This is a genomic window from Pseudohalioglobus sediminis (assembly GCF_008370495.1).
Taxonomy (GTDB): Bacteria; Pseudomonadota; Gammaproteobacteria; order Pseudomonadales; family Halieaceae; genus Halioglobus.
Genome location: NZ_VTUX01000002.1, coordinates 288,919 through 308,261, shown reverse-complemented (window position 1 = coordinate 308,261; position 19,343 = coordinate 288,919). Strand labels below are relative to the sequence as shown.

19 protein-coding genes are annotated in these 19,343 nt (G+C 62.6%); 6 read left to right on the top strand and 13 right to left on the bottom strand.

Annotation, left to right across the window (positions count from 1 at the left end; all coding sequences use genetic code 11):
- Positions 1-2: 2 nt before the first annotated feature.
- Positions 3-974: a bifunctional MaoC family dehydratase N-terminal/OB-fold nucleic acid binding domain-containing protein gene (locus F0M18_RS05400; RefSeq protein WP_149610384.1), complete on the bottom strand. Its 972-nt coding sequence runs from the start codon at positions 972-974 to the stop codon at positions 3-5.
- A 125-nt stretch (positions 975-1,099) separates the two neighbouring features.
- Positions 1,100-2,272, bottom strand: a complete 1,173-nt coding sequence (locus F0M18_RS05395) for an acyl-CoA dehydrogenase family protein (RefSeq protein WP_149610383.1) — start codon at positions 2,270-2,272, stop codon at positions 1,100-1,102.
- A gap of 148 nt (positions 2,273-2,420) precedes the next feature.
- Between F0M18_RS05395 and F0M18_RS05390 the strand changes: the two genes are divergently transcribed.
- The 4 genes from F0M18_RS05390 to F0M18_RS05375 are packed head-to-tail and all read left to right on the top strand — an operon-like array spanning position 2,421 to position 5,796.
- Positions 2,421-3,047, top strand: a complete 627-nt coding sequence (locus F0M18_RS05390) for a TetR/AcrR family transcriptional regulator (RefSeq protein ID WP_188109602.1) — start codon at positions 2,421-2,423, stop codon at positions 3,045-3,047.
- Positions 3,048-3,058: 11 nt separating this feature from the next.
- Complete coding sequence (locus F0M18_RS05385; protein ID WP_149610381.1) at positions 3,059-4,207, top strand: acyl-CoA dehydrogenase family protein; 1,149 nt, start codon at positions 3,059-3,061, stop codon at positions 4,205-4,207.
- A 3-nt stretch (positions 4,208-4,210) separates the two neighbouring features.
- Positions 4,211-4,627, top strand: a complete 417-nt coding sequence (locus tag F0M18_RS05380; protein WP_149610380.1) for a Zn-ribbon domain-containing OB-fold protein — start codon at positions 4,211-4,213, stop codon at positions 4,625-4,627.
- Positions 4,624-5,796, top strand: coding sequence for a lipid-transfer protein (locus F0M18_RS05375; protein ID WP_149610379.1), 1,173 nt, complete (start codon positions 4,624-4,626; stop codon positions 5,794-5,796). The genes F0M18_RS05380 and F0M18_RS05375 overlap by 4 nt, the downstream gene beginning before the upstream one ends.
- Before the next feature lie 10 nt (positions 5,797-5,806).
- On the opposite strand, the gene F0M18_RS05370 is transcribed toward F0M18_RS05375, so the two are convergent.
- The 6 genes from F0M18_RS05370 to F0M18_RS05345 all read right to left on the bottom strand — a co-directional run bounded on the left by F0M18_RS05370 (position 5,807) and on the right by F0M18_RS05345 (position 10,996).
- Positions 5,807-6,238, bottom strand: coding sequence for a YqaA family protein (locus F0M18_RS05370; protein WP_149610378.1), 432 nt, complete (start codon positions 6,236-6,238; stop codon positions 5,807-5,809).
- A 2-nt stretch (positions 6,239-6,240) separates the two neighbouring features.
- Positions 6,241-7,017, bottom strand: coding sequence for a gamma-glutamyl-gamma-aminobutyrate hydrolase family protein (locus tag F0M18_RS05365; protein WP_149610377.1), 777 nt, complete (start codon positions 7,015-7,017; stop codon positions 6,241-6,243).
- Positions 7,014-8,042 (bottom strand): amidoligase family protein, encoded by a 1,029-nt coding sequence (locus F0M18_RS05360; protein WP_149610376.1) that lies wholly within the window; start codon positions 8,040-8,042, stop codon positions 7,014-7,016. Before F0M18_RS05360 ends, F0M18_RS05365 begins: the two co-directional genes overlap by 4 nt.
- Positions 8,043-8,055: 13 nt before the next feature.
- A complete protein-coding gene (gene tauD / locus F0M18_RS05355) occupies positions 8,056-8,880 on the bottom strand; it encodes a taurine dioxygenase (RefSeq protein WP_149610375.1) in 825 nt (274 codons plus the stop codon).
- A gap of 62 nt (positions 8,881-8,942) precedes the next feature.
- Positions 8,943-10,295 (bottom strand): ATP-binding protein, encoded by a 1,353-nt coding sequence (locus F0M18_RS05350; protein ID WP_149610374.1) that lies wholly within the window; start codon positions 10,293-10,295, stop codon positions 8,943-8,945.
- A complete protein-coding gene (locus F0M18_RS05345; RefSeq protein WP_149610373.1) occupies positions 10,295-10,996 on the bottom strand; it encodes a response regulator in 702 nt (233 codons plus the stop codon). The genes F0M18_RS05350 and F0M18_RS05345 overlap by 1 nt, the downstream gene beginning before the upstream one ends.
- A 156-nt stretch (positions 10,997-11,152) precedes the next feature.
- Here F0M18_RS05345 and F0M18_RS05340 point away from each other — a divergent pair, with 156 nt between their 5' ends.
- On the top strand, positions 11,153-11,596 hold the full coding sequence (locus tag F0M18_RS05340) for a Spy/CpxP family protein refolding chaperone (RefSeq protein ID WP_149610372.1): 444 nt from the start codon (positions 11,153-11,155) through the stop codon (positions 11,594-11,596).
- Here the strand turns inward: F0M18_RS05340 and F0M18_RS05335 are convergent.
- Genes F0M18_RS05335 through F0M18_RS05320 form a run of 4 tightly spaced genes read right to left on the bottom strand, consistent with a single transcriptional unit; the run spans position 11,593 to position 18,052 of the window.
- Entirely contained in the window at positions 11,593-14,544 is a 2,952-nt protein-coding gene (locus tag F0M18_RS05335) for an insulinase family protein (RefSeq protein WP_149610371.1), read from the bottom strand. The genes F0M18_RS05340 and F0M18_RS05335 overlap by 4 nt on opposite strands.
- Before the next feature lie 36 nt (positions 14,545-14,580).
- Positions 14,581-15,360, bottom strand: a complete 780-nt coding sequence (locus F0M18_RS05330; RefSeq protein WP_149610370.1) for a glutaminyl-peptide cyclotransferase — start codon at positions 15,358-15,360, stop codon at positions 14,581-14,583.
- On the bottom strand, positions 15,360-17,369 hold the full coding sequence (gene mnmC / locus F0M18_RS05325) for a bifunctional tRNA (5-methylaminomethyl-2-thiouridine)(34)-methyltransferase MnmD/FAD-dependent 5-carboxymethylaminomethyl-2-thiouridine(34) oxidoreductase MnmC (RefSeq protein WP_149610369.1): 2,010 nt from the start codon (positions 17,367-17,369) through the stop codon (positions 15,360-15,362). The genes F0M18_RS05330 and mnmC overlap by 1 nt, the downstream gene beginning before the upstream one ends.
- Entirely contained in the window at positions 17,366-18,052 is a 687-nt protein-coding gene (locus tag F0M18_RS05320) for a hypothetical protein (protein WP_149610368.1), read from the bottom strand. Before F0M18_RS05320 ends, mnmC begins: the two co-directional genes overlap by 4 nt.
- A gap of 300 nt (positions 18,053-18,352) precedes the next feature.
- On the opposite strand from F0M18_RS05320, the gene F0M18_RS05315 reads away from it, so the two are divergent.
- Positions 18,353-18,856, top strand: coding sequence for a hypothetical protein (locus F0M18_RS05315; RefSeq protein WP_149610367.1), 504 nt, complete (start codon positions 18,353-18,355; stop codon positions 18,854-18,856).
- 6 nt (positions 18,857-18,862) lie between these two features.
- On the opposite strand, the gene F0M18_RS05310 is transcribed toward F0M18_RS05315, so the two are convergent.
- Complete coding sequence (locus F0M18_RS05310) at positions 18,863-19,330, bottom strand: MaoC family dehydratase (protein WP_149610366.1); 468 nt, start codon at positions 19,328-19,330, stop codon at positions 18,863-18,865.
- Between the last annotated feature and the right edge of the window lie 13 nt (positions 19,331-19,343).

The window sequence follows — 19,343 nt, the reverse complement described above, 5'->3', positions numbered from 1 at the left end:
TGTTATGCTCCTGCCTGCGCCGGGTAAAACTGCGGCAGCATGGTCTTTTCATCGACCTGTTCCACCTTGCCGGTAACCTTCATGCCGATGTGCACGTCCTCGAAGTCGCAGCCGACCACGTTGGAGACGATGTTGGTGCCCTCAGCCAGTTTGATTACTGCGCAGATGGGGTCTGCCGGGTAGCCCGGTATCTTTGGATGGCGCAGGCAGGTGAAGCTCATGACTTCGCCATCAAGGGTGGACTCAATCGAGTCCCAGGCCATGGACTGGCATTCCCCGCACATCGGTCTCGGCGGATGGCGCAAGGTCTGGCAGTCCGTGCAGCGCTGTATCAGTACCTTGCCTTCATCCACGGCATTCCACCACCAGCCGTTGTCGTGGCCGCGAGGGGAGGGGATGCGAGTCGGGACTTCGAGCTTGTCGTCCGCTGCGGCGGCGGCAGGCTGTTCCTGCGGAATGAACTTGAGCACCCGGAAACGCTGGGTACCGAGTTTATCGCCGTTCTGGTCACTGAAGGTGGCCAGGGTTTCGAAGAAGTAGCCGGCACCCCTTGCGGTCGCCTTGCGTTCGGAAATGTTGTCAATAACCATTTCCACGTACACGGTGTCGCCGGGGCTGGCCTCCTTGAAATATTCCTGCTTGACGTTGGTGCCGAGCACGCCGGTGAAGCCGTGCTCGGTCAACATCTCTACCATGTCCGTCTGCGGGTCTGAAGCACGACCGGTGCTGGCGACGGAGTAGCCTTCCTGGTTCCATACATACATCATCGCCGGCGGCGCGATGGTCTTGCCGCGGCGACTCTGGGCCGCCCACTGTGCATCCGTGTAGGCGGGGTTGTTGTCACCCATTACCTCAGTCCAGTGGCGGATCATGGTCTCGTTGACCGCGTCCTTTGCCGGTTTTCGAGAACACACTTCAACGCCCACGTAGGCGTAGAGTTTGTCCTCGAAGGCTTTCTGCTCTTCTGGTGTCATATCCTGAGATCCCTTTTATTGTTCCCGGTAACGGGCCCGCTATAGCGGGCCGTCAAGGAAATCACCGTGTCGTTATCTTTTGGTGCCGCAGGCCCTGGTCGGGCGACTGTGGCCAAACAGTTTTCCTATCGATGCTGCGGCATGCCCAGGCCATGGGTCGCCACGAGACCGCGGAGCACTTCCACCACGCCGCCGCCAAAGGTATTGATTGTGGCCCGGCGGTGTTCGTGCTCCAGGTTGCCATGCAGTACCGCGCCCTCGCTGCCCGCGGCAATCAATGCGTGAGGTCCCACGACGTCCATCAGCAGGCGACAGATCTCGAGCATGATCTCTGTAGAGTAAACCTTGATGGCGGAGGGGAATACCGCATCCATTTCCTGCTGGTCCAGTGACCAGGACATGCGGGCATTCATTACCCGCATGGCCTCAAGGTGCGCGTACACCTCGGCCAGGTTGCGCTGGGCGATAGGCTCATCGATCACGCGCTTGCCGTCGGCGCCACGGGTGTTGCGCGCCCAGGCCAGGGCATCATGGAACAGCTTCCAGCCCTGTATACCCCAGGCAGCCAGGCCCACACGTTCGTGGTTGAGCTGCTCGGTGATCAGGCGCCAGCCGCCATTCTCCTCGCCGATAATCATATCCAGCGGCACTTTGATATTTTCGTAATAGGTGACGTTGGTGTGCACACCGCCCATGGTGTTGATATCACCGCGGGAAAACCCCGGGTCCTTGGTGTCTACCACGAGGATGGATATGCCCTTGTGCTTGGGAACATCGGGGTTGGTTCGCGCGGCTAGCCAGATGTAGTCGGCGCCTTCCGCGCCACTGGTATAAACCTTGCTGCCATTGACCAGGTAGTGGTCATCCTGCCTCACCGCTGAGGTCGTCAGTGCCGCGAGGTCAGTGCCCGCGCTGGGCTCGCTGTAGCCGATGGAAAAGTGCAGTTCACCTGCGGCGATGCCCGGCAGAAAGCGTTTTTTCTGTTCTTCCGTGCCCCGGCTGATAATCGAAGGGCCGACTGTGTTCAGGGTGACAAACGGGGTGGGTGCCCCGGCCAGCAGCGACTCCTCGTAGCGAATCAATTGCTCTGACTCGCTCAGGCCACGGCCGCCGTACTCTTCGGGCCAGCCCACGGCGAGCATGCCGTCTTTACCCTGCTGGCGAATGAGTTCCTTGTACAGGTCGCCGCTTTCCGCGTTGCGCAACTCCTCGCGGTACTCAGGCTTGATCAGATTGCTGAAGTAAGCCCGGAACTCACGGCGGAGTTCTCTCTGGGCATCGGTGTAATCGACAAACATGTGTCTGCTCCTCGTATCTATCTCCAACAATAATATTGAAATTGAATTCAAATTCAACTAATTTATTGTCATGGTCAAGGCAACACACAGTGCAGACGCAAACCAGCGGGCGCTCAGTCCCCGCGGGGAGAAGGCGCGCGCCAAGCTGATGCGTGCAGCCCTGACGGTGCTGGAGCGCGACGGTTTTCACCGCATGCGCATTGCTGATGTCACCCGCGAGGCCGGTGTGGCCCAGGGGCTGTTCTACCATTACTTCAAGGACCTCAAGTCGCTCACGGTTGAGGTGCTCACGGATTTCGCCCGCGCCAGTGAAGACGCGCAAGCTATCGAGAAAGGCGTTGAGCCGGGGGACTGGTACGGCAGGATCTATGCGCACAACCTGCTGGTGGTGCGCAGTTACGCCCAGCGCCCGGGCGTGATGCGCTGCCTGCTGCAGCTGGCAGACGAGGACCTGGAGTTCGGGCGCATGCTGCGCGATGCCTACCGGGCCCAGTTGATGTGGCTGGTGGAGCTGATGCCAAGGATGTTTCCCGAGGTGAAGTTCCAGCCGCAACAGGCGCTGATGGTGGTGTATGCGCTGGCCGGCATCGGCGAAGGGCTGCTGCGGGAGTATTTCATCAACCGCAGTGACTCCCTGCGCAAGGCGGATCTGACGGTTGAGCAGTTCGCGGAGCTGTTGACCACCATGTTTTACCGGGGGCTGTTCCTCGAACACCCCGATGCATCGAGACTCGAATACACACGCAATATGGCCACGATGGTCAGGCAACACTGAGGCACAAGCTTATGGACTTTAATTTCACCGAAGACCAGACCGCGATCCGCGAACTGGCCTACCAGATATTTACTGACCGGGCGACAGACGAGTTCCTGCTCGCTTTCTCCCGCGGTGATCAGACCTACGATGATCAGCTGTGGCAGACCCTCGCGGATCAGGGGCTGCTGGGCATAGCCGTTCCGGAAGCGGCTGGTGGCAGTGGCCTGGGGCTGGTTGAGTTGTGCATGGTTCTGGAAGAGCAGGGGCGCCGCGTCGCGCCCGTGCCGCTTTACGCAACACTGGTTCTGGGCGGGCTGCCGATAGCGGAATTTGGCTCCGAGGCGCAGCAGGCGCAGTGGCTCGAGCCCATGGCCACGGGGAAGGCAAAATTCAGCGCCGCGGTGGCTGACATCGGCATGCCCGGTGCGCTGGCGACGACGGTAAAAGCGACCCGGGATGCAGACGGCTGGACGCTTGCCGGCGACAAGGCGGCCGTGCCCGATGGGGGCGTGGCCGATTTTATCCTGGTGCCGGCGGAGACCGAGTCCGGTTACAGCGTGTTTGTGGTCGACACCCGTGCCAGCGGCGTGACGGTGACGCCGGAGACCGTCGGTATTTCCGGCGAGCGCGTAGCGCAGCTGTCCCTGGCGGGCGTGCGTATAGCCAGCGATGCCCTGCTGGGCGCCGATGGCCAGGGCGATGAGATTCTCGACTGGCTGGAGCAGCGCGCCAACGTATGTCATTGCGCGATGCAGGTCGGCGTCACCGAGGAAGCGATGAAGCGCACCGCGGCCTACGTCAGCGAGCGCAAGCAGTTCGGTGTGCCCCTGGGTAGCTTCCAGGCCCTGGCCATGCGCATGGCCGACAGTTATATCGACGTGGAGGGTATCCGCTCAACCTACTGGCTGGCGATGTGGCGGCTCAGCGAGGGCCTGGACGCGCGCGCGGAAGTGCGTGCCGCCAAGTGGTGGGCCTGTGACGCCGCCCACCGTGTGGTGTGCACAGCACAGCATCTGCACGGCGGCATGGGCGCGGATGTGGAATACCCGATTCACCGTTTTTACCTGCTGGCCAAGCAGATCAGTTACTCACTGGGTAACGCCTCGCAGCAGCTGGAAAAACTCGGTCAGCTGCTGGCGCAGGACGACTCCCTCGGCTTTCGCGCGCTGGAGGTGTAAGGCGTGGCCGGGCAGCCCTCTCGCATCAAGCCGCCCCTGGGCCCGGACAATGCCTGGTGGTGGGAGATGGCCGCCGAGGACAAGCTGGGGATACAGCGCTGTCGCGGCTGCAAGACCCTGCGTCACCCGCCGCAGCCCATGTGCGGCGAGTGTCGCTCCCTTGAATGGGATGCGGTTGAGGCCAGCGGGCGCGGCACGATTTGCAGCTTCACGGTACTGACCCACCCGCAGTTTCCGGGCTACGACTACCCGCTGGTTATCGTGCTGGTTGATCTGGAAGAGGGTACCCGCGTGACCTCCCAACTGGTGCAGTGTGACCCGCAGGAAGTTGATTTCGGCCTGCCGGTGGAAATGGTGATTCACACCGACCCGGATGGCTTCAAACTGCCCGTGTTCCGCCTGACGGGGGCGACAGCATGACGTTTTCACTCAAGGACCAGGCGGCCATTGCCGGAATCGGCGTGACGCCGTTCTCCAAATCCTCTGGCGTATCCGAGCTCAGCCTGGCCGCGCAATGTGTGGTGGCGGCCTGTGACGACGCCGGTATCAGCCCCGGCGATATAGACGGCCTGGTCAGCTATACCCTCGATCACAACGAGGAGGTGGACGTGGCGCGTGCCGTCGGCGCCCGTGACCTGACGTTTTTCAGCCGCGTGCACTACGGCGGCGGCGCTGCCGTGGGCACGATCCTGCAGGCGGTGATGGCGGTTGCCAGCGGGCAGGCGGAAAACGTGGTGTGCTACCGCGCCATGAACGGGCGTTCCGGCAAGCGCATGGGGCAGGGCGTCTCCGGCCAGATCATTACCTCTTCCTACATCCACTACTCCTGGTATATGGCCTACGGCATGCTGGTACCAGGCAGCTGGATCGCCATGATCGCCAACAAGTATATGCATGAGTACGGCGTAACCCGGGAGGACCTGGGGCGGGTGGCTATTTCGCAACGCAATTACGCGCAGCAGAATCCGCGTGCCTATGGCTATGGCAAGCCGCTGGATATGGAGACTTACCTGGCGTCAGACCCCATCGCCTCACCCCTGTGCCTGTACGATTTCTGCCAGGAGACTGACGGCGGCTGCGCTATCCTGGTGACTTCTGCTGATCGCGCCCGCAGCCTGCAACGCAAGCCCGCCATCATTCGCGGTGTCAGCCAGGCTTCCACCCGTGGCCAGGAAGAGATGACCAGTTTCTATCGCGAGGAACTGACATCCCTGCCTGAAATGCAACTGGCGGGAGAGCGTGCCTATGCGATGGCGGGACTGGGCCCCGACGATATCGACGCCGCCTGCCTGTACGATGCGTTCACCTCCGAGGTCATCATGCAGTTGGAGAGTTTCGGTTTCTGCGGGCCTGGCGAGGGCAAGGACATGGTCCGTGACGGCGCCCTCGACAGGGACGGCCGCCTGCCCAATAACACCCACGGCGGCCTGATCTCCGAGGCCTACATCCACGGTATGAACAATATTGCCGAAGGCGTGCGCCTGGTGCGCGGGGAATCCACCGGCCAGCCCGACAAGGCTGTCGAGCATGTGCTGGTGAGTAGCGGTGTCGGTGTGCCGACGGGCGCGCTGATACTGGGGCGCGATTGAGCGACAGCGCTCAGCCCGGGTAAAGCAGGTCGAAAGCGCCCAGCAATATCGCATAGCGGGCGGTCTTGCCCACCGCTGTGAGCAGGAAAAACAGCCAGAAGCGCACACGCATCATGCCGGCGATAAAGGTCAGCGCGTCACCGCCGATCGGCATCCAGGCCAGCAGCAGCGACCATACTCCCCACTTGTTGAACCAGCGCTGGGCGGCGCCCAGGCTGTCGGTCTTGAACGGAAACCATTTGCGATCCTGGAAGTGAAGCAGGTACCTGCCGAGCAGCCAGTTGACCGCTGCCCCCAGCGTGTTGCCGGCGGAAGCCCACGCCAGCAGTAACAGCGGGTCATAACCCGCCTGCAACAGACCGGCGAACAGGATTTCGGAGTAGGCGGGCAGCAGGGTCGCAGCCAGAAAGGCGCTGGCAAACAGGCCGAGATAAGCTTCCACGCCTAACGCGCCTTTGCCGCGTGCACCAGCTGCTGGAACAGGCGCTGTTGCGGCCGATACTGCGGCAGGTATTCGGGGTGCCACTGCACGCCCAGGACCAGTTGGGAACCTTGTCGCTCGATACCCTGTATGACACCGTTTTCCTCGCGTGCACTCACTACCAGGCCGTCACCCAGATCGCGGATCGATTGCTCGTGCAAGGCATTTACCCGGGCGTGTTCACTGCCCAGCAATGTGCGCAGGCGGCTGCCCGGGGCCAGGGCCACGGTCTTGCGCGGCAGGATACTGCGCGGGTTGGATGTACCCTCCTGGTAGAAGTGCTCGATGCTCTGGTACAGGGTGCCACCGAGGGTGACGTTGATCAGTTGCGCGCCGCGACAGATGCCCAGCAGGGGCTTGCCCGCGTACAGGGCATGCCGAATCAGTGTCTGTTCCAGCTTGTCGCGCTCGGGGTCAAAATTCTGGGTTTCGCGATCGTGGCGGGCAAATACGGCACGCATGGCCGACACCAGCAGCCCCACGGTCCAGTCCAGTATGCTGGTGCGACCGCGATCGGCATCCGCCTGCAGGGGTTCCTCGCCGTAGTGAAACGGATCGACGTCGGTGCCGCCGCCGATGACGATACCGTCGAGCTGGTCGGCATCGCCGGGTCGCTCGGCTGTTAAGCGGCAGGCCCTGCCGCCAGCGCGACGAATTGCCAGCGCGGTCATCAGCCAGGCCGCGAGGCCGCCGTTGACGGGGCCGGTCACGCCGATAAGGGGTTTCGTGTCCGGGGTCATTTATCGGTGAGGTATTGCTCGGCAATCAGTGAGGTGAGGTGCCTTACCCAGCGCGTATTCTGCGCCAGCTTGAAGTCAGCGTAGTGCTCCTGCCAGTGCGCTATCAACCGTTCCAGCAGTGCGCTGTCATGGGCCAGCTTCTCGATGAATACCCAGTGATTCCAGGGCGTGGCCACAGACCAGCCCGGCACGTTGACCTTGCAGTCGGGCAGGCGGTAGTGGAATGCCGGCCGTGCTGACACCAGCTTGCGCTCATCCGCAGGCAGCCCGGCAAGCACGCGCTCACGGTCCAGATCGCAGAAGATCGGCAGCATGTCCAGGGCCCGGTTCCGGGTCGGGTTGAAGTGCAGGTAATCGTCTATCAACTGGTCCGTGTCGGGCTGGTAGTCCACCTGCAACACGTGCTCCATGTAGTGCTGGGGGAACGGGTCAATGTACGGCGTCAGGTAGCGACGGGTGCGGTCTGTTCCCGCCATGTCCACCAGCCAGGCATGCAGTAGCAGAAAGGCCTGCAGGTGGCGCAGGATATCCAGGCTGTCCCGGGAAGGTATGGATGCGTTGATATGCAGGCCAAAGGCGTAAATGATGGAATGCTGCGTGCCCTCGGCGCCAAGCTGGTTGAGGGTGTCGACGAGGGTGTCCAGCATTGCCATGTCGGCAAAGGCGACCGGCTGGGTGACCACCTCGCAGGGAATCAGGATACGGCTGGCGCTATCGATATTGGTCTCGATTTCGTGGGCGAGTGACCCCGGGGTGAACTCCACACCGAGGGTTTCCAGCAGTTTGCGGTAGCGTGTTGACTTGAGCAGGTTGGCGTCGCGCTCGACCTTGAGCCTGCCCAGTTGCGACTCGTGAATAACGGCTTCAAACGGCGAGATATCTTCCAGCTCGCCACCCAGCGCTTGCTGCAGGGAGCGGGCGGTGGCGGTAATCGGCAGGTTGCCGAACTCGAATTCAAAGCCGGCCCGTCGTGGCTGGCCGCTGTCATCGGTGAGTCGCGGTGGTAGCAGGTAGGTTTCGCTCATGTGCGCTTTGGTCTCAGTAGGGCTTGTCGCCGTCAATGGTGATGCGTTCCATGCGCCGGTGCGCAGGGAAGTAGTCGTTGACCGGCTTGTGCTGCGTACAGCGGTTATCCCAGATTGCCAGGCTGTTAGGCCGCCACTGGAAGCGACAGGTAAATTCGTCGGTGGTGACGTGCTGGAACAGGAATTCAAGCAGTGCCTGGCTTTCCCGCGGCCGCAGTCCCTCGATATGGGTGGTAAACAGTGCGTTGACGAAGATGCCCTTCTTGCCGGTTTCCGGGTGAGTGCGAATCACCGGGTGACGCACCGGGGGATTGGCGGCTACCGCGTCGGCCAGGCGTTCGCTGCCGCCGGGCTCGGCCAGGCTTTCCTTGAAGCCCCAGGAAAAATCGTGAATCGCGTTGAGCTCCTCGAGGAATTTCTGCATGTGGTAGGAGAGGGCGTCATAGGCCGCGGTCATGCTGGACCAGAGCGTGTCGCCGCCCTTGGGTGGCGTGATATCGGCCTTGAGCATGGTGGCCATGGGCGGATGCTGGCGAAAGGTCATGTCTGTGTGCCATGCCTCGATCCGTGTCGGCTTTTCCGGCGTGCTCTCGAGAATGGTGATCTCCGGGAAGCCGGCCACCGTGTCATAGGCCGGGTGCGTCTGCACCGGCCCAAAAGACAGGGCCAGCGCGCGCATGTTCTCCGGGCTGATCTGCTGGTCGCGAAAAAAGATCACCTGGTATTCGTTGAGCAGTTTACGAATACGCAGAAAGTCCTCCTGTCCGATATCACCAGACAGGTCCAGGCCATGGATTTCCGCGCCCAGGGCGCCGGCCACAGGATGTATCTCAAGCATTGCGGTTTCACTCCGTGTAAGACGCGCAAGTTTAGCACTAGCGCGGGCGACAGACACCGTTTTCAGGACTTCAGCGGCAGCGTCGCAGTCACGCGCAGGCCCGCTGGGGTATTGGCTGCGCGCAGCGTGCCCCCGTGCTGCTCAATTCCCCGTTTGGCGATAGCCAGCCCCAGCCCGTAACCACCCTGGCCGGGCGAGCGCGCTTTGTCCACGCGATAGAAGGCCTCAAAAATACGTTGAAGTTCTGCCTCCTGCAGTCCTGGTCCCCGATCCTCGACGCTGACCTCGATACTGTTTTTGTCCGCCGTCAGTGCCACTGTCACCGTGGAGCCAGCCGGGGTGTGTTGCAGGGCGTTGCGGATGATATTGTCGAAGCTTTTCAGCAGCAGGTCCTCGTGGGTGGCAATGACCGCCTGCTGCGCCTGGGTTGCAAGCACAACGCGCTTGTTCTCGCTGGCCCCCTCAAAGCTGGCGTCGGCGCACAGGTCACGCAACAGGCGGACGAGGTCCACATGCCTGTCCATCGACAGGTCGCGCTGCTGGCTGCTCAACAGCTGGCTGATGAGTTCCTCCAGCCGGGCCGTTTCCTTGTCCATGCGTTGCAGGTAATCATCCCGCTTGCCATCTGCGTCCTGGGCCAGCGCCAGCGCTACCCGCAGGCGTGCCAGTGGCGAGCGCAATTCGTGTGACACGTCCGCGAGCATCTGTTTCTGCGCCTGCATCCGCTGTGACAACTGGTCTGCCATGCTGTTGAAATCCCGCGCCAGTTGGTCGGTTTCATCGCCACCGCGTTCGCGTACGCTGATGCGCGCGCTGAGGTCACCACTGGCCAGTTGGCCCGAAGCTGCGCGCAGGGCCTGCAGGCGATTGGTCAGCAGCCTCGACAACCACCAGCAGGCGAGGCCGCTCACCAGTGCTGCCAGTAGCAGGCGCAGCCCGGGGCTGGTGCCCAGCGCGCCGAGAAAGCGTGAGCGGGGAGCGGGCCGCGCTATGGCCAGGCGCCAGTTCTCTGCACCCGGCCTGTTGATGACATGGGCAAATACGTGCCGCCGTTTGCCCGGTTCAAATGCCCTGCGGCTGCCGTGCAGCAGGCGCTCAGCCACAGCCTGCACCTCCTGCGGCACCGGTCGGGCGTTGATGTCCAGACCCTGTGCGTCCAGCAACCAGACCTCGGCGCGTCGGTCCTGGTCATTGGCGCGTCGCACCAGCGCCCCCAGTTGTGCCGACGGCGTGTTCTCCAGTGCCCATATGAGGCGCAGCACCTGCCGCTGGGGTGGCCCTTTTTCGCGCTCGCCGGGGGCTTCGCTGAACACGCGCGATTCGAAGTACTGGCTGCTCAGTTGCCAGCTGCCCAGAACGGCGATGATCACCAGCCAGAAGCCGAGGAAGATTTTCAGGAACAGGGACGCGCGCATCAGGCGGAGGCGTCCACAGCGAACTGGTAGCCCTGGCCCCGAACGCTGACAATCAGGTCTGTGGCGCCAGCGGCAGCGAGCTTGCGGCGGATTTTGCTGATGTGCACGTCCACGCTGCGGTCATAGGCCGAAAGCGGCCGGCCCAGGGCCTCGCGGCTGAGCGTCTCCTTGTCCACGGCCCTGCCGGCCCGCGACACCAGCAGGCGCAGCAGGTTGAATTCGGCACTGGTCAGGGCGAGGTTGTGTTGACCATGGCTGGCTTCGCGGGTGGCGCTGTTCAGCCGGGTGTCGCCGGCGCTTATCTCCACGGCAGCGGATGTGCCCCTGTTGTCTTCGCCGCCACTGCGCCGGAGTACAGCACGAAGCCTTGCTACCAGTTCGCGGGGATTGCAGGGTTTGGGCAGGTAATCATCGGCGCCCAGTTCCAGGCCGACTATGCGATCGGTGTCTTCGCCCCTCGCAGTCAACATGATTACCGGGATGTGGCTGGACTCGCGCAGCTTGCGCAGTATGTCCAGCCCCTGTGTTCCCGGCAGCATGATGTCGAGCACCACGGCGTCGTAAGCTTGTCTTTCGATTTCTGGCAGTGCTGTGTCGCCGTCGTGCACGGCGTGCACCTGAAAGCCCTGCTGTTGCAGATAGTCCGCCAGCAGTTCACAGAGTTCCTGGTCGTCATCGACCAGCAGTACACGTGATTCCATAGCGCAATTGTGAACGCGGCCTTTACCCATGTCACCCGTCGTTAACAATTCTTTACCGCGGCCGTGCAGAGCTTAACAGGGTCCGTCGCTAGAGTAATCGTCACGGCGTTCACAAACAGGTGGCGCCTGTTAACAGCCCCATGAGGAGAGACACAGATGAAAACATCAATGAAAACACTGTTTGGCGGCGCGTTGCTGACTGGCGTGTTGTCCCTGTCCACTGCCACGCTGGCGATGGCCCAGCCCGGCGGACACAGTCCCGAGCGCATGTTGCAGCACATGACGGAAAAGCTCGACCTGAACGCTACGCAGCAGCAGCAGGTGGAGGCCATACTGGAGCAGCGTCGCGCGGATGCCAGCGCAGACCACCAGCGTATGGGTGAAATCCGTACTGCATTGCGGGACATGCGCGCAGACTTCGACGCCGATGAAGCGCGCCGCCTCAGCGACGAGCTTGGACAGATCGCGGCACGCACTTCGTACAGCATGACTGAAGCCACTGCCGAGATCTATGCCATCCTGACGCCGGAACAGCAGGCTGACATGGAGCGGCTGTCGGCCAGCCGCGAACAGCGTGCTAAAAAACGCCCCTTTCGCTAACGTCCGGGCTGCAACATCTCTACTTTCAGGCCCAGCTCAGCCACCAGTGTGGCGTTGTTGTCCAGTGTAGAGGTGTTGCTGACCACCGCAGTGCTGGCCCGCTCCGGGCGCAGGTAGGTTTCGCCCACGCGTCGCAGGTCCTCCAGCGTCACCGCAAGGATCTGCTGGCGGAAGGCTTCGCGTTGCGCATGGCTGCGGCCGAACAGCCTGTTGTGGAAATGCTGTTTGGCTTCGCCGGCAGGAGAGCTGGGTTTGTCGAGACTACCGATGACGCCCAGTATGCTTTCTTCGAGCGCCTGGCCGGAATGCTTCTCCCGCAGCAGCCAGGCGACTGATGCATCAAAGTCAGCGAGCGTGTCTGCGAGCCGTGGATCGCGATAGGAGTAGAAGCGAAACGCTGCGATGCTGGAGTCCTGGGAGGCGCCGCCGCCATAGGCGCCGCCCTGTTCACGCACTGCGCGGTGCAGGAAGCCGTTGCGCAGGAATCCACCCAATACCGTCAGCGCCGCGGCGTCCGGGTGGCCTACAGGCACGGTGGGGTAAGCGCGCGCGCAGAAATTCACCTGCGTATTGGCGACCCAGAACTCGGCGCGCGATTCCTGCACCGGCACTGCGCTGAATGTAGCGGTGTCCACTGGATCTATCGTGTTCCAGGTGTTGGCTGCGGTGCTGACAACATCATCGATCGCGTCCGCTTCCGCCACCGCCAGCAGCTGACGTGGCATCGCGGTCACCTGGCGGTGTAACGACGCCAGTTCCGCCGCAAACGCCTCCGCTGCATCCGCAGCATCCAGGGATTCGTCCAGCTGGCGCAGCTGGCGAATTCCCGCCAGTCCACTGAGTTCGTGGTTGAGTTTTGCCAGCGGGCTCATGCCGGCGCAACAGGCGGCCATGGCCAGGCCGTGTCCGTTGCCGGTCACTGATTGCTCCCGGCGAGCACGCTGCTGGCTGACCAGTTCGCGCATGCGCGCAACCTCGTCGAAACGCACGCTGTGCAGGGTGTCTGACATGAGTTGTGATTGCTGCTCGAGGTTACGCAGCAGCGCCTTGGAGGACAGCACAAAGTTCGCCCGCAGCGACTGGGCGTCGCTCACGGCGCCGCGCATCGAAGTGAAGGCGTGGATGGAACCGACCTCGGCCGATTGCCGATGCTGGGTTTCTGCATAACCACTGTCGCCCAGGCCCAGTTCGCTGAGGAAGCTGCTGTAAAGCGGCAGCACCCTGCGCTGGGATTCGGTAATGGCGGGCAGGGGGCTGACCACCTGCTGGTACACCAGGCCATTGGTGCCCTGTGCGTAGGTGGTCAGGTTAACGCCGCCGAGGTCGTGTTCACGGTACGCCAGTTCGGGCAGGCTCGCCGGCACGTCCGCCAGTTCGACGCGCGGCAGGATGCTGTCGTCGTCCTGCTGTTGCTGTCGTGCTTCCAGGTCCTTCGCCAGCTTGATGGTGGCCTGTTCGTCGGCAGGACTCATCCCGGCGCGCAGCGCGGCGAGACGCTCGCGCTCGCGACGCATGCGTTCGCTGGAGAGTGTCTGGTCCGGTTCCATCACCAGGGTCACCCGGTGCGTGTTGTCTACCAGCAGTTGCCGTGCCAGTCGCTTGATGTAATCCGGGTCTTCGATGCGTTCGCGCAACGTTGCCATGACCGGGTCGATATCAAGCATCGGCACCGGGTCGCTGTAATGTGTGGCGCAGCCCAGCGCCTGCAGGATAAGCTGCAGCCCATAGGGGTAGCCGTCGCCGCTGACCTCGCGCTGGTGTAACTCCAGTTGATGCAGAATCGCCTGCAGCCTGTCGTGGCCGACGCCGTTCTCGACCAGGTCCTGCAATACGTCCAGCACCATTTCTTCGAAAGCATCCCGGTGTTCGGCTTCGCTGCCTTCGAGCCCGCATACGAAAACCATTTCGCGCATGGAGTCCTCCAGCCCGCAGAGCGGCGAGGGCGCCTGGCCAAGCGACGTGGTTTCCAGCGCCTGCTGTAATGGCGAGCCGCTATTCTCCAGTAGTACGCTGGACAGCAGCTGTGCTTCCAGCATCTGCTCCAGGTCCGTGCTTTCCCCGAGCATCCATCCCATTACCAGGTGAGTCCGGTTGCTGAGGTCGTCGCCGTCGTCGAAGGCATAGCGATCGTGCACCCGCTGTGGGCTGGGCAGGCGTTGCTCCGCGGGAACCTGGATGCGCAGGTCCTGTCGCGTGAAACGGTGAAGCGCGCGCTCTTCGAATACCTGTTGGTGCTCGGCGGCGCTGATGTCACCGAAGGTCATGAAAATAGCATTGGTGGGATGGTAGTGGCTGCGGTAAAAAGCCAGCAATTGCTCATAACTCAGGTCGGGAATGTGTTCGGGTTCACCGCCGCTGTTGTAGTGGTAGGTGGTATTGGGAAACAGGTGCTCACACAGTTTTCCCCACAGCACGCTGGGTATGGAGCTCATGGCGCCTTTCATTTCATTGAATACCACGCCCTTGAACACCAGCTCACTCTGCGGGTCGTCAGCGCTGGCGAACTCCACGCGGTGGCCTTCCTGGGCAAAATCGAGCGGGTCGAGCCGGGAGAAGAACACCGCGTCCAGGTAGACCTCGAGCAGGTTCCTGAAATCCTTGCGGTTCTGGCTGGCAAAGGGGTAGGCGGTCCAGTCCGAGCTGGTGAAGGCGTTCATAAACGTGTTCAGTGAGCGGCGCAGCATCATGAAAAAGGGGTCGCGGACCGGGTAGCGCTCACTGCCACACAGCGCCGTGTGCTCAAGTATATGGGCGACCCCGGTGGAGTCCTCCGGCACCGTGCGCAACGCCACCAGGAACACGTTTTCACTGCTGCTGGCGGCAAGATGATAGTGCATCGCCCCGGTTTCGCGGTGTCGGAACTCCTGTACCGTCAGGTTCAGTGCGTCGACACGGTGTTGGCGTACGGGTTCAAAGGCGTCATGTGCCTCGGGGAGTGGCATACTCATCAGTGGTCTCTGTGGAAAAAAACGAAGGGGGCTATTCTAGCGCGATTCAGCCGACGGCGGCCGGTTTTTACTCACCAGTTCAATCCGGTAGAGCCAGGGCCAGCGCTTGCCTGTTACCCAGATGGCGCCGTCGACAGGGTCACGGGCGATGCCGTTGAGTACGTCGGTGTCGCCCCGCCGGTCGCTGGTAGCCAGCAGGTCACGGAGATCGATGCTGGCGGTAACCACGCCGGTGTCAGGGTCAATCACGACTACACGCTCGGTCTGCCAGACGTTGGCCCAGATTTTTCCGTCGATCCACTCCAGCTCATTGATTCGGCGCAGCGGCCGGCCGTTCTCGGTGACGGTCACCGTGCGCGCGAACTGTTGCGTCGCCGGGTCCAGGAAAAACAGGCGGTCACTGCCGTCGCTGTAGATCAGGTGCTCGCCGTTGTTGGTCAGGCCCCAGCCTTCACCGGGCAAGGGGTGGGTCCTGAGCGGTTCCATGGTGTCGCGGTCGAACACCAGCAGCAGGCGCTCGCGCCAGGTCAGCTGGTAGATAGAATTACCGAACAGGGTCAGCCCCTCGGCGAACAGTCTGGGATGCAGCCGCTTGCTCACTTCCAGTTCGCCGCTGGCGAAGTCGTAGCGCATCAGCCGCGACTGGCCGTAGTTCCCGGAGCTGACGTACAGCTTGCCGTCCTGGATTTCCAGGCCCTGGACGAAGTTGGCACGGTCGTGGGGTTTGCGCTCCAGTACACGGTAGCCATATTGTTCAACGGCAGCCGCCGGCAGTGACAACAGCAGGCACAGCAGTATGAGGGGAGCGCGGCGCATCAGATACGGTTTCGCGACAGGTCGCGTATCAGGAAACGGGCGGGCGAGAGCGCACGTAACAATTCCCGGGACAGCGGTGGCGCCTCATGGCAGATTGCAGAGGCGAGGACCTGCGCGCACAAGGGAGCGGAGGTGAGCCCCCGGGAACCGTGGGCGGTGCTGACGTAGAGACCGGGCATGTAACTGCCTCGCTGATTGACGAGCTGACGCGCATTCTTACGCAGAGACGCGAACTGTTGCAAGAACCCGGTGCGGTCCGGTACCGGACCGGCAATGGGCAGGTAGTCCGGCGAGGCGCAGCGAAAACCGACCCGGCCAGACAGTTGCCGAACGTCCAGTGCACCCAGTTCGGCCTCCAGCCGGGGCAGGGCGGCGATCAGTTTGTCGATGTTTTCACGGTGCTCTGCCTCGCGTTCGCCGCTGTCCGGGTCGCGCAGCTTGAAACTGGCGCCGATGCAGTGCGTGCCGAGGCGCGGTGGCGAGATGTAACCCCGGTGACAGACTGCGGCGCGCAGGCCCTCGCTCCCCGGTACCGCCGGGATGAGTGTGGTTTGACCGCGTATGGACTGGATCGGCAGCCAGTGCAGGCCGGTGAAGAGCTGGCTTGCCACCCCGGTGCAGACAATGGCGACATCAGCTGTCGCGAGGGTACGCCCGTTGACGTCCTGCGTTCTCCAGCCGTCACTGCCGCGCGCCAGCTGCAGGCTGCCGCAGTGCTCCAGCACATTGATGCCCGGTGACTGCAGCAGACCCCGGCAAACTGCCGGCGGATTCAGCCAGCCGGACGCCGGGAACCAGTAGCCCGCTGCCGCCGGCTGCGCCCCCAGAAGCTCTGTAGCCTGGTTCCTGTCCACCACGCTGGCGAGGTCTTCAAGGCCCTGCAACTGGTCGTGCATCTGCGCCAGCTCTGCCGGGTTTTCATGCAGGTGGAAACTGCCGCAGAGTTCGCCATCGCGGTCTGCTGCAAGCACCCCGCTGGCGAACAACTGGCGATAGAAGTGGCTGGCATGACGAAAGCTCTGCAGCGCGAAATCGGTGAGTTGGGAGTGCTTCGGTGACAAGCGGGTGTAGAGGATTCCCTGCGCGTTCCCTGAAGCTGCGCCGGCAATGCCGGCACTGTCCGCCACGGTGACCTTTACGCCGCGGGCCGCCAGGGCGTGGGCAAGCGTCGCGCCGGCGAGACCTGCGCCAATAATCAGTGCCGTTTCTGGCCTTGATGCGGGGGTGGCTGCCAGGTCCCAGGGTGTTTCCACGTGCGCCGCAGGGCGCGCGACAGTTTCTGCAATACCCGTCAGAGAGTCGCGCTTGCGGCCGTAGCCAGGTGTCTTGCGCATGCCAAAGCCAGCAGCCTGCAGGCCCCTGCGTACCGCGCCGGCCGCGGTAAAGGTGCTTACCGTCGCTTGCGGCCGCGACAGCCTCGACATGTCCAGGAACAGTTCAGGTTGCCACATCTGGCCGTTGCGTGATGGTGCGAAGCCGTCGAGATACCAGGCGTCCACCAGCGGCCCATGGGACGCGAGATCGGCCAGCGCGGCATTGGCTTCTTCCCACCACAGGTCGAGTGTCAGCGCACCCCCAGCCAGGCAGATCCGGTGTTGCCCGCGCAGACGGCCTGGCCAGGCCGCGAACAGTTGCTCCGCCAGCGGTGCCAGTTCCGTCCAGGGGCGCAGTGCTCGCGCCAGTTGCCGGGCATCCAGTGGGTACTTCTCTATGGAAATATAGTGCAGGCGCGGGCGCGGCTCCGCCAGCGCATCCCAGGCCTGCCAGGTAAGCAGGAAATTCAGCCCGGTGCCAAATCCGGTTTCGGCGATGCAGAAGCTGTCACCCGTGAAGCCCCGCCAGCGAGCAGGCAGGTCATTGCCGTGGAGGAAGACGTGGCGACTTTCCTCCAGGCCATGGTCCCGGGCGAAGTAGACGTCTTCGAAACGGGTGGAAAAAGGTTCACCGTTGGCACGCCACTCCAGCGCCGCTGCCGGCGTTGGCCCCCAAGGGGTGTTGTCACGCTTCATCCAGGGCGCTTGATCTGCAGGTCGTTCGGCAGCCAGGCGGGGATGTGGGCATCGTCTGCCGCCAGCAGGTCTGCCACCGGGAACACGTGGAACTGAGGTTCAGTGCCGGGAGGTTTGTACAGCGTGATCAGGTAGGCCTGGCTGTGGCTGTCCTCGGGTATGTGCACTTCCCAGCTGTGGCCGGCGATACTGAGCGTGGTTTTGCCCGGCTGCAGGTTGTGCTTAAGTAGGTAGTGATGCTTGCCCACGGGGCGCAGGCTGCGGCTTTCGCCGGCTATCAGGTTGCCGAACAGGTAGGTGCGAATGGCGCATACCGGGCTGTTGTCGCGGCGGCTCTCGGGAATGCCCGGATCGGCAAGGCGGCGCGTGATTTCAGCCAGCGCCATGCTGCCTTCGACACCACTCAGGTAGACCTTGCTGACGTTGTAGGGGATGCGGTCCAGTCCGGCTGCCGCTTCGCTGGCCTGCACCCGGGCATCGAGTTCCTCGGCGGTCGGCTGGGAATGGGCGGCTTCCTGCTGTTCGCGGTGGTAGGAGCGCAGCAGGTTCTGTAGGCGCGAAACATGGGCGTCTTCCAGTTCCTGGCTGTAGTCGGGCACTGTTTCGCGCAGGGGTTTGCTCTCGTAACCCTGTTGCGATTCGGCGCCGACGTTGCCATGGGCCGCACCCAGGCACAACGCCACGAACCATCCCGCACGGCTGGGTGCGCGCTGGCGGAGGCGGTATTGTCCTGTAGCAGGACCCTTGCGCATGGTCAGTTTGCCAGTCAGAATTCGGGCGGAAATAATAACAAAAACAGTCAACTGGCAGCCACCGTAAACAGGCAATATCAACAGATAGTTGGCGCCGGGGCAGGCCGCCTGAGTGGCTGTGGCGGTTGGCGGCGGTGATCGCCCCCGGCCAGGAGACCGGTGCGGGGCCTGGCGATTGCCTGCGGCGGGCGCTGCCAGTAGACTTGCCACCTTTCAAGCACAGAGGTAGACATGGCCGAGATCGAAACACAGACCCTGCCCAGGGACCAGTTCCTGACCATATCCGTAAACCTGCTGCATCGCGCCTTCATGCAGGAAAACCGGACCAAGGCCAAGAACCTGTTCAAGGACATAGCCTCGGGCAAGCGAGTGGCCCTGACCAACGTGCAAATGGAGGACAAGTCCACCGTGCGCTTTGACCTGTCCCTGGATCACAGCGAATACCAGGGCACGCTGAATTTCGGCGCCTTCAAGTCCAGCCTGAGCGTACTGCTCGCTAATCTGGCCAACGCGGTACAGCAACAGCAGAACATCAACACCTACGGTGCCGAGGGGAACCCGGATAACATAATTTTCGGTATCACCGGCGTTACGGTGGAGCGCGAAGTACCCTCGGTGATGGTGTTGTCGGCTAACACCGCCGGGCGGGATGCGGCGGTGATGCTGCGCCTGATGTACCTGGACTACCAGCAGTTTCTGCACGACCAGGAACAGGCCCGGCAGGAGGACGCCTGAGTCGCTTCAACCGAAGTCCGGTGCTTTGGGCATCGGCAGGGCGAGCTTCTCCGTTGGCGCCATGACCACCGCAGTGCCCGTCAGCACCAGCTTGTCATTGTCGTTGTAGGCTTTGCAGTCCAGGGTGACCGTTTTGCGGCGATCCTGTTTCTCGATCACGCTGAGTTCCACGCGCACCGTGTCACCGATACAGACCGGAAGCCTGAATTTCACGGTTTGTTCCATGAAGATACAGCCCGGCCCCGGCAGTTTCATGGCCAGTGCCGCGGAGATAAAGGACGCTGTCAGCATGCCGTGGGCGATGCGCTCGCCGAAGCGGGTCTGGCTGGCGAAGTCTGCATCGAGGTGCAATGGGTTGATATCCCCGGAGGCGGCGGCGAACAACTGAATGTCCAGTTCGCGCACGGTCTTGGCATACGTAGCGCTTTGCCCTATGGTGATTTCGTCGTAGGTGAAGTTGGTCAGTTGCGACATAGGCGATAGGTCC

Coding starts and splice junctions, on each gene's coding strand:
- F0M18_RS05400 (WP_149610384.1), bottom strand. CDS start 974: ATGACACCAGAAGAGCAGAAAGCCTTCGAGGACAAACTCTACGCCTAC.
- F0M18_RS05395 (WP_149610383.1), bottom strand. CDS start 2,272: ATGTTTGTCGATTACACCGATGCCCAGAGAGAACTCCGCCGTGAGTTC.
- F0M18_RS05390 (WP_188109602.1), top strand. CDS start 2,421: ATGCGTGCAGCCCTGACGGTGCTGGAGCGCGACGGTTTTCACCGCATG.
- F0M18_RS05385 (WP_149610381.1), top strand. CDS start 3,059: ATGGACTTTAATTTCACCGAAGACCAGACCGCGATCCGCGAACTGGCC.
- F0M18_RS05375 (WP_149610379.1), top strand. CDS start 4,624: ATGACGTTTTCACTCAAGGACCAGGCGGCCATTGCCGGAATCGGCGTG.
- F0M18_RS05365 (WP_149610377.1), bottom strand. CDS start 7,017: ATGACCCCGGACACGAAACCCCTTATCGGCGTGACCGGCCCCGTCAAC.
- F0M18_RS05360 (WP_149610376.1), bottom strand. CDS start 8,042: ATGAGCGAAACCTACCTGCTACCACCGCGACTCACCGATGACAGCGGC.
- tauD (WP_149610375.1), bottom strand. CDS start 8,880: ATGCTTGAGATACATCCTGTGGCCGGCGCCCTGGGCGCGGAAATCCAT.
- F0M18_RS05350 (WP_149610374.1), bottom strand. CDS start 10,295: ATGCGCGCGTCCCTGTTCCTGAAAATCTTCCTCGGCTTCTGGCTGGTG.
- F0M18_RS05345 (WP_149610373.1), bottom strand. CDS start 10,996: ATGGAATCACGTGTACTGCTGGTCGATGACGACCAGGAACTCTGTGAA.
- F0M18_RS05340 (WP_149610372.1), top strand. CDS start 11,153: ATGAAAACATCAATGAAAACACTGTTTGGCGGCGCGTTGCTGACTGGC.
- F0M18_RS05335 (WP_149610371.1), bottom strand. CDS start 14,544: ATGAGTATGCCACTCCCCGAGGCACATGACGCCTTTGAACCCGTACGC.
- F0M18_RS05330 (WP_149610370.1), bottom strand. CDS start 15,360: ATGCGCCGCGCTCCCCTCATACTGCTGTGCCTGCTGTTGTCACTGCCG.
- mnmC (WP_149610369.1), bottom strand. CDS start 17,369: ATGAAGCGTGACAACACCCCTTGGGGGCCAACGCCGGCAGCGGCGCTG.
- F0M18_RS05315 (WP_149610367.1), top strand. CDS start 18,353: ATGGCCGAGATCGAAACACAGACCCTGCCCAGGGACCAGTTCCTGACC.
- F0M18_RS05310 (WP_149610366.1), bottom strand. CDS start 19,330: ATGTCGCAACTGACCAACTTCACCTACGACGAAATCACCATAGGGCAA.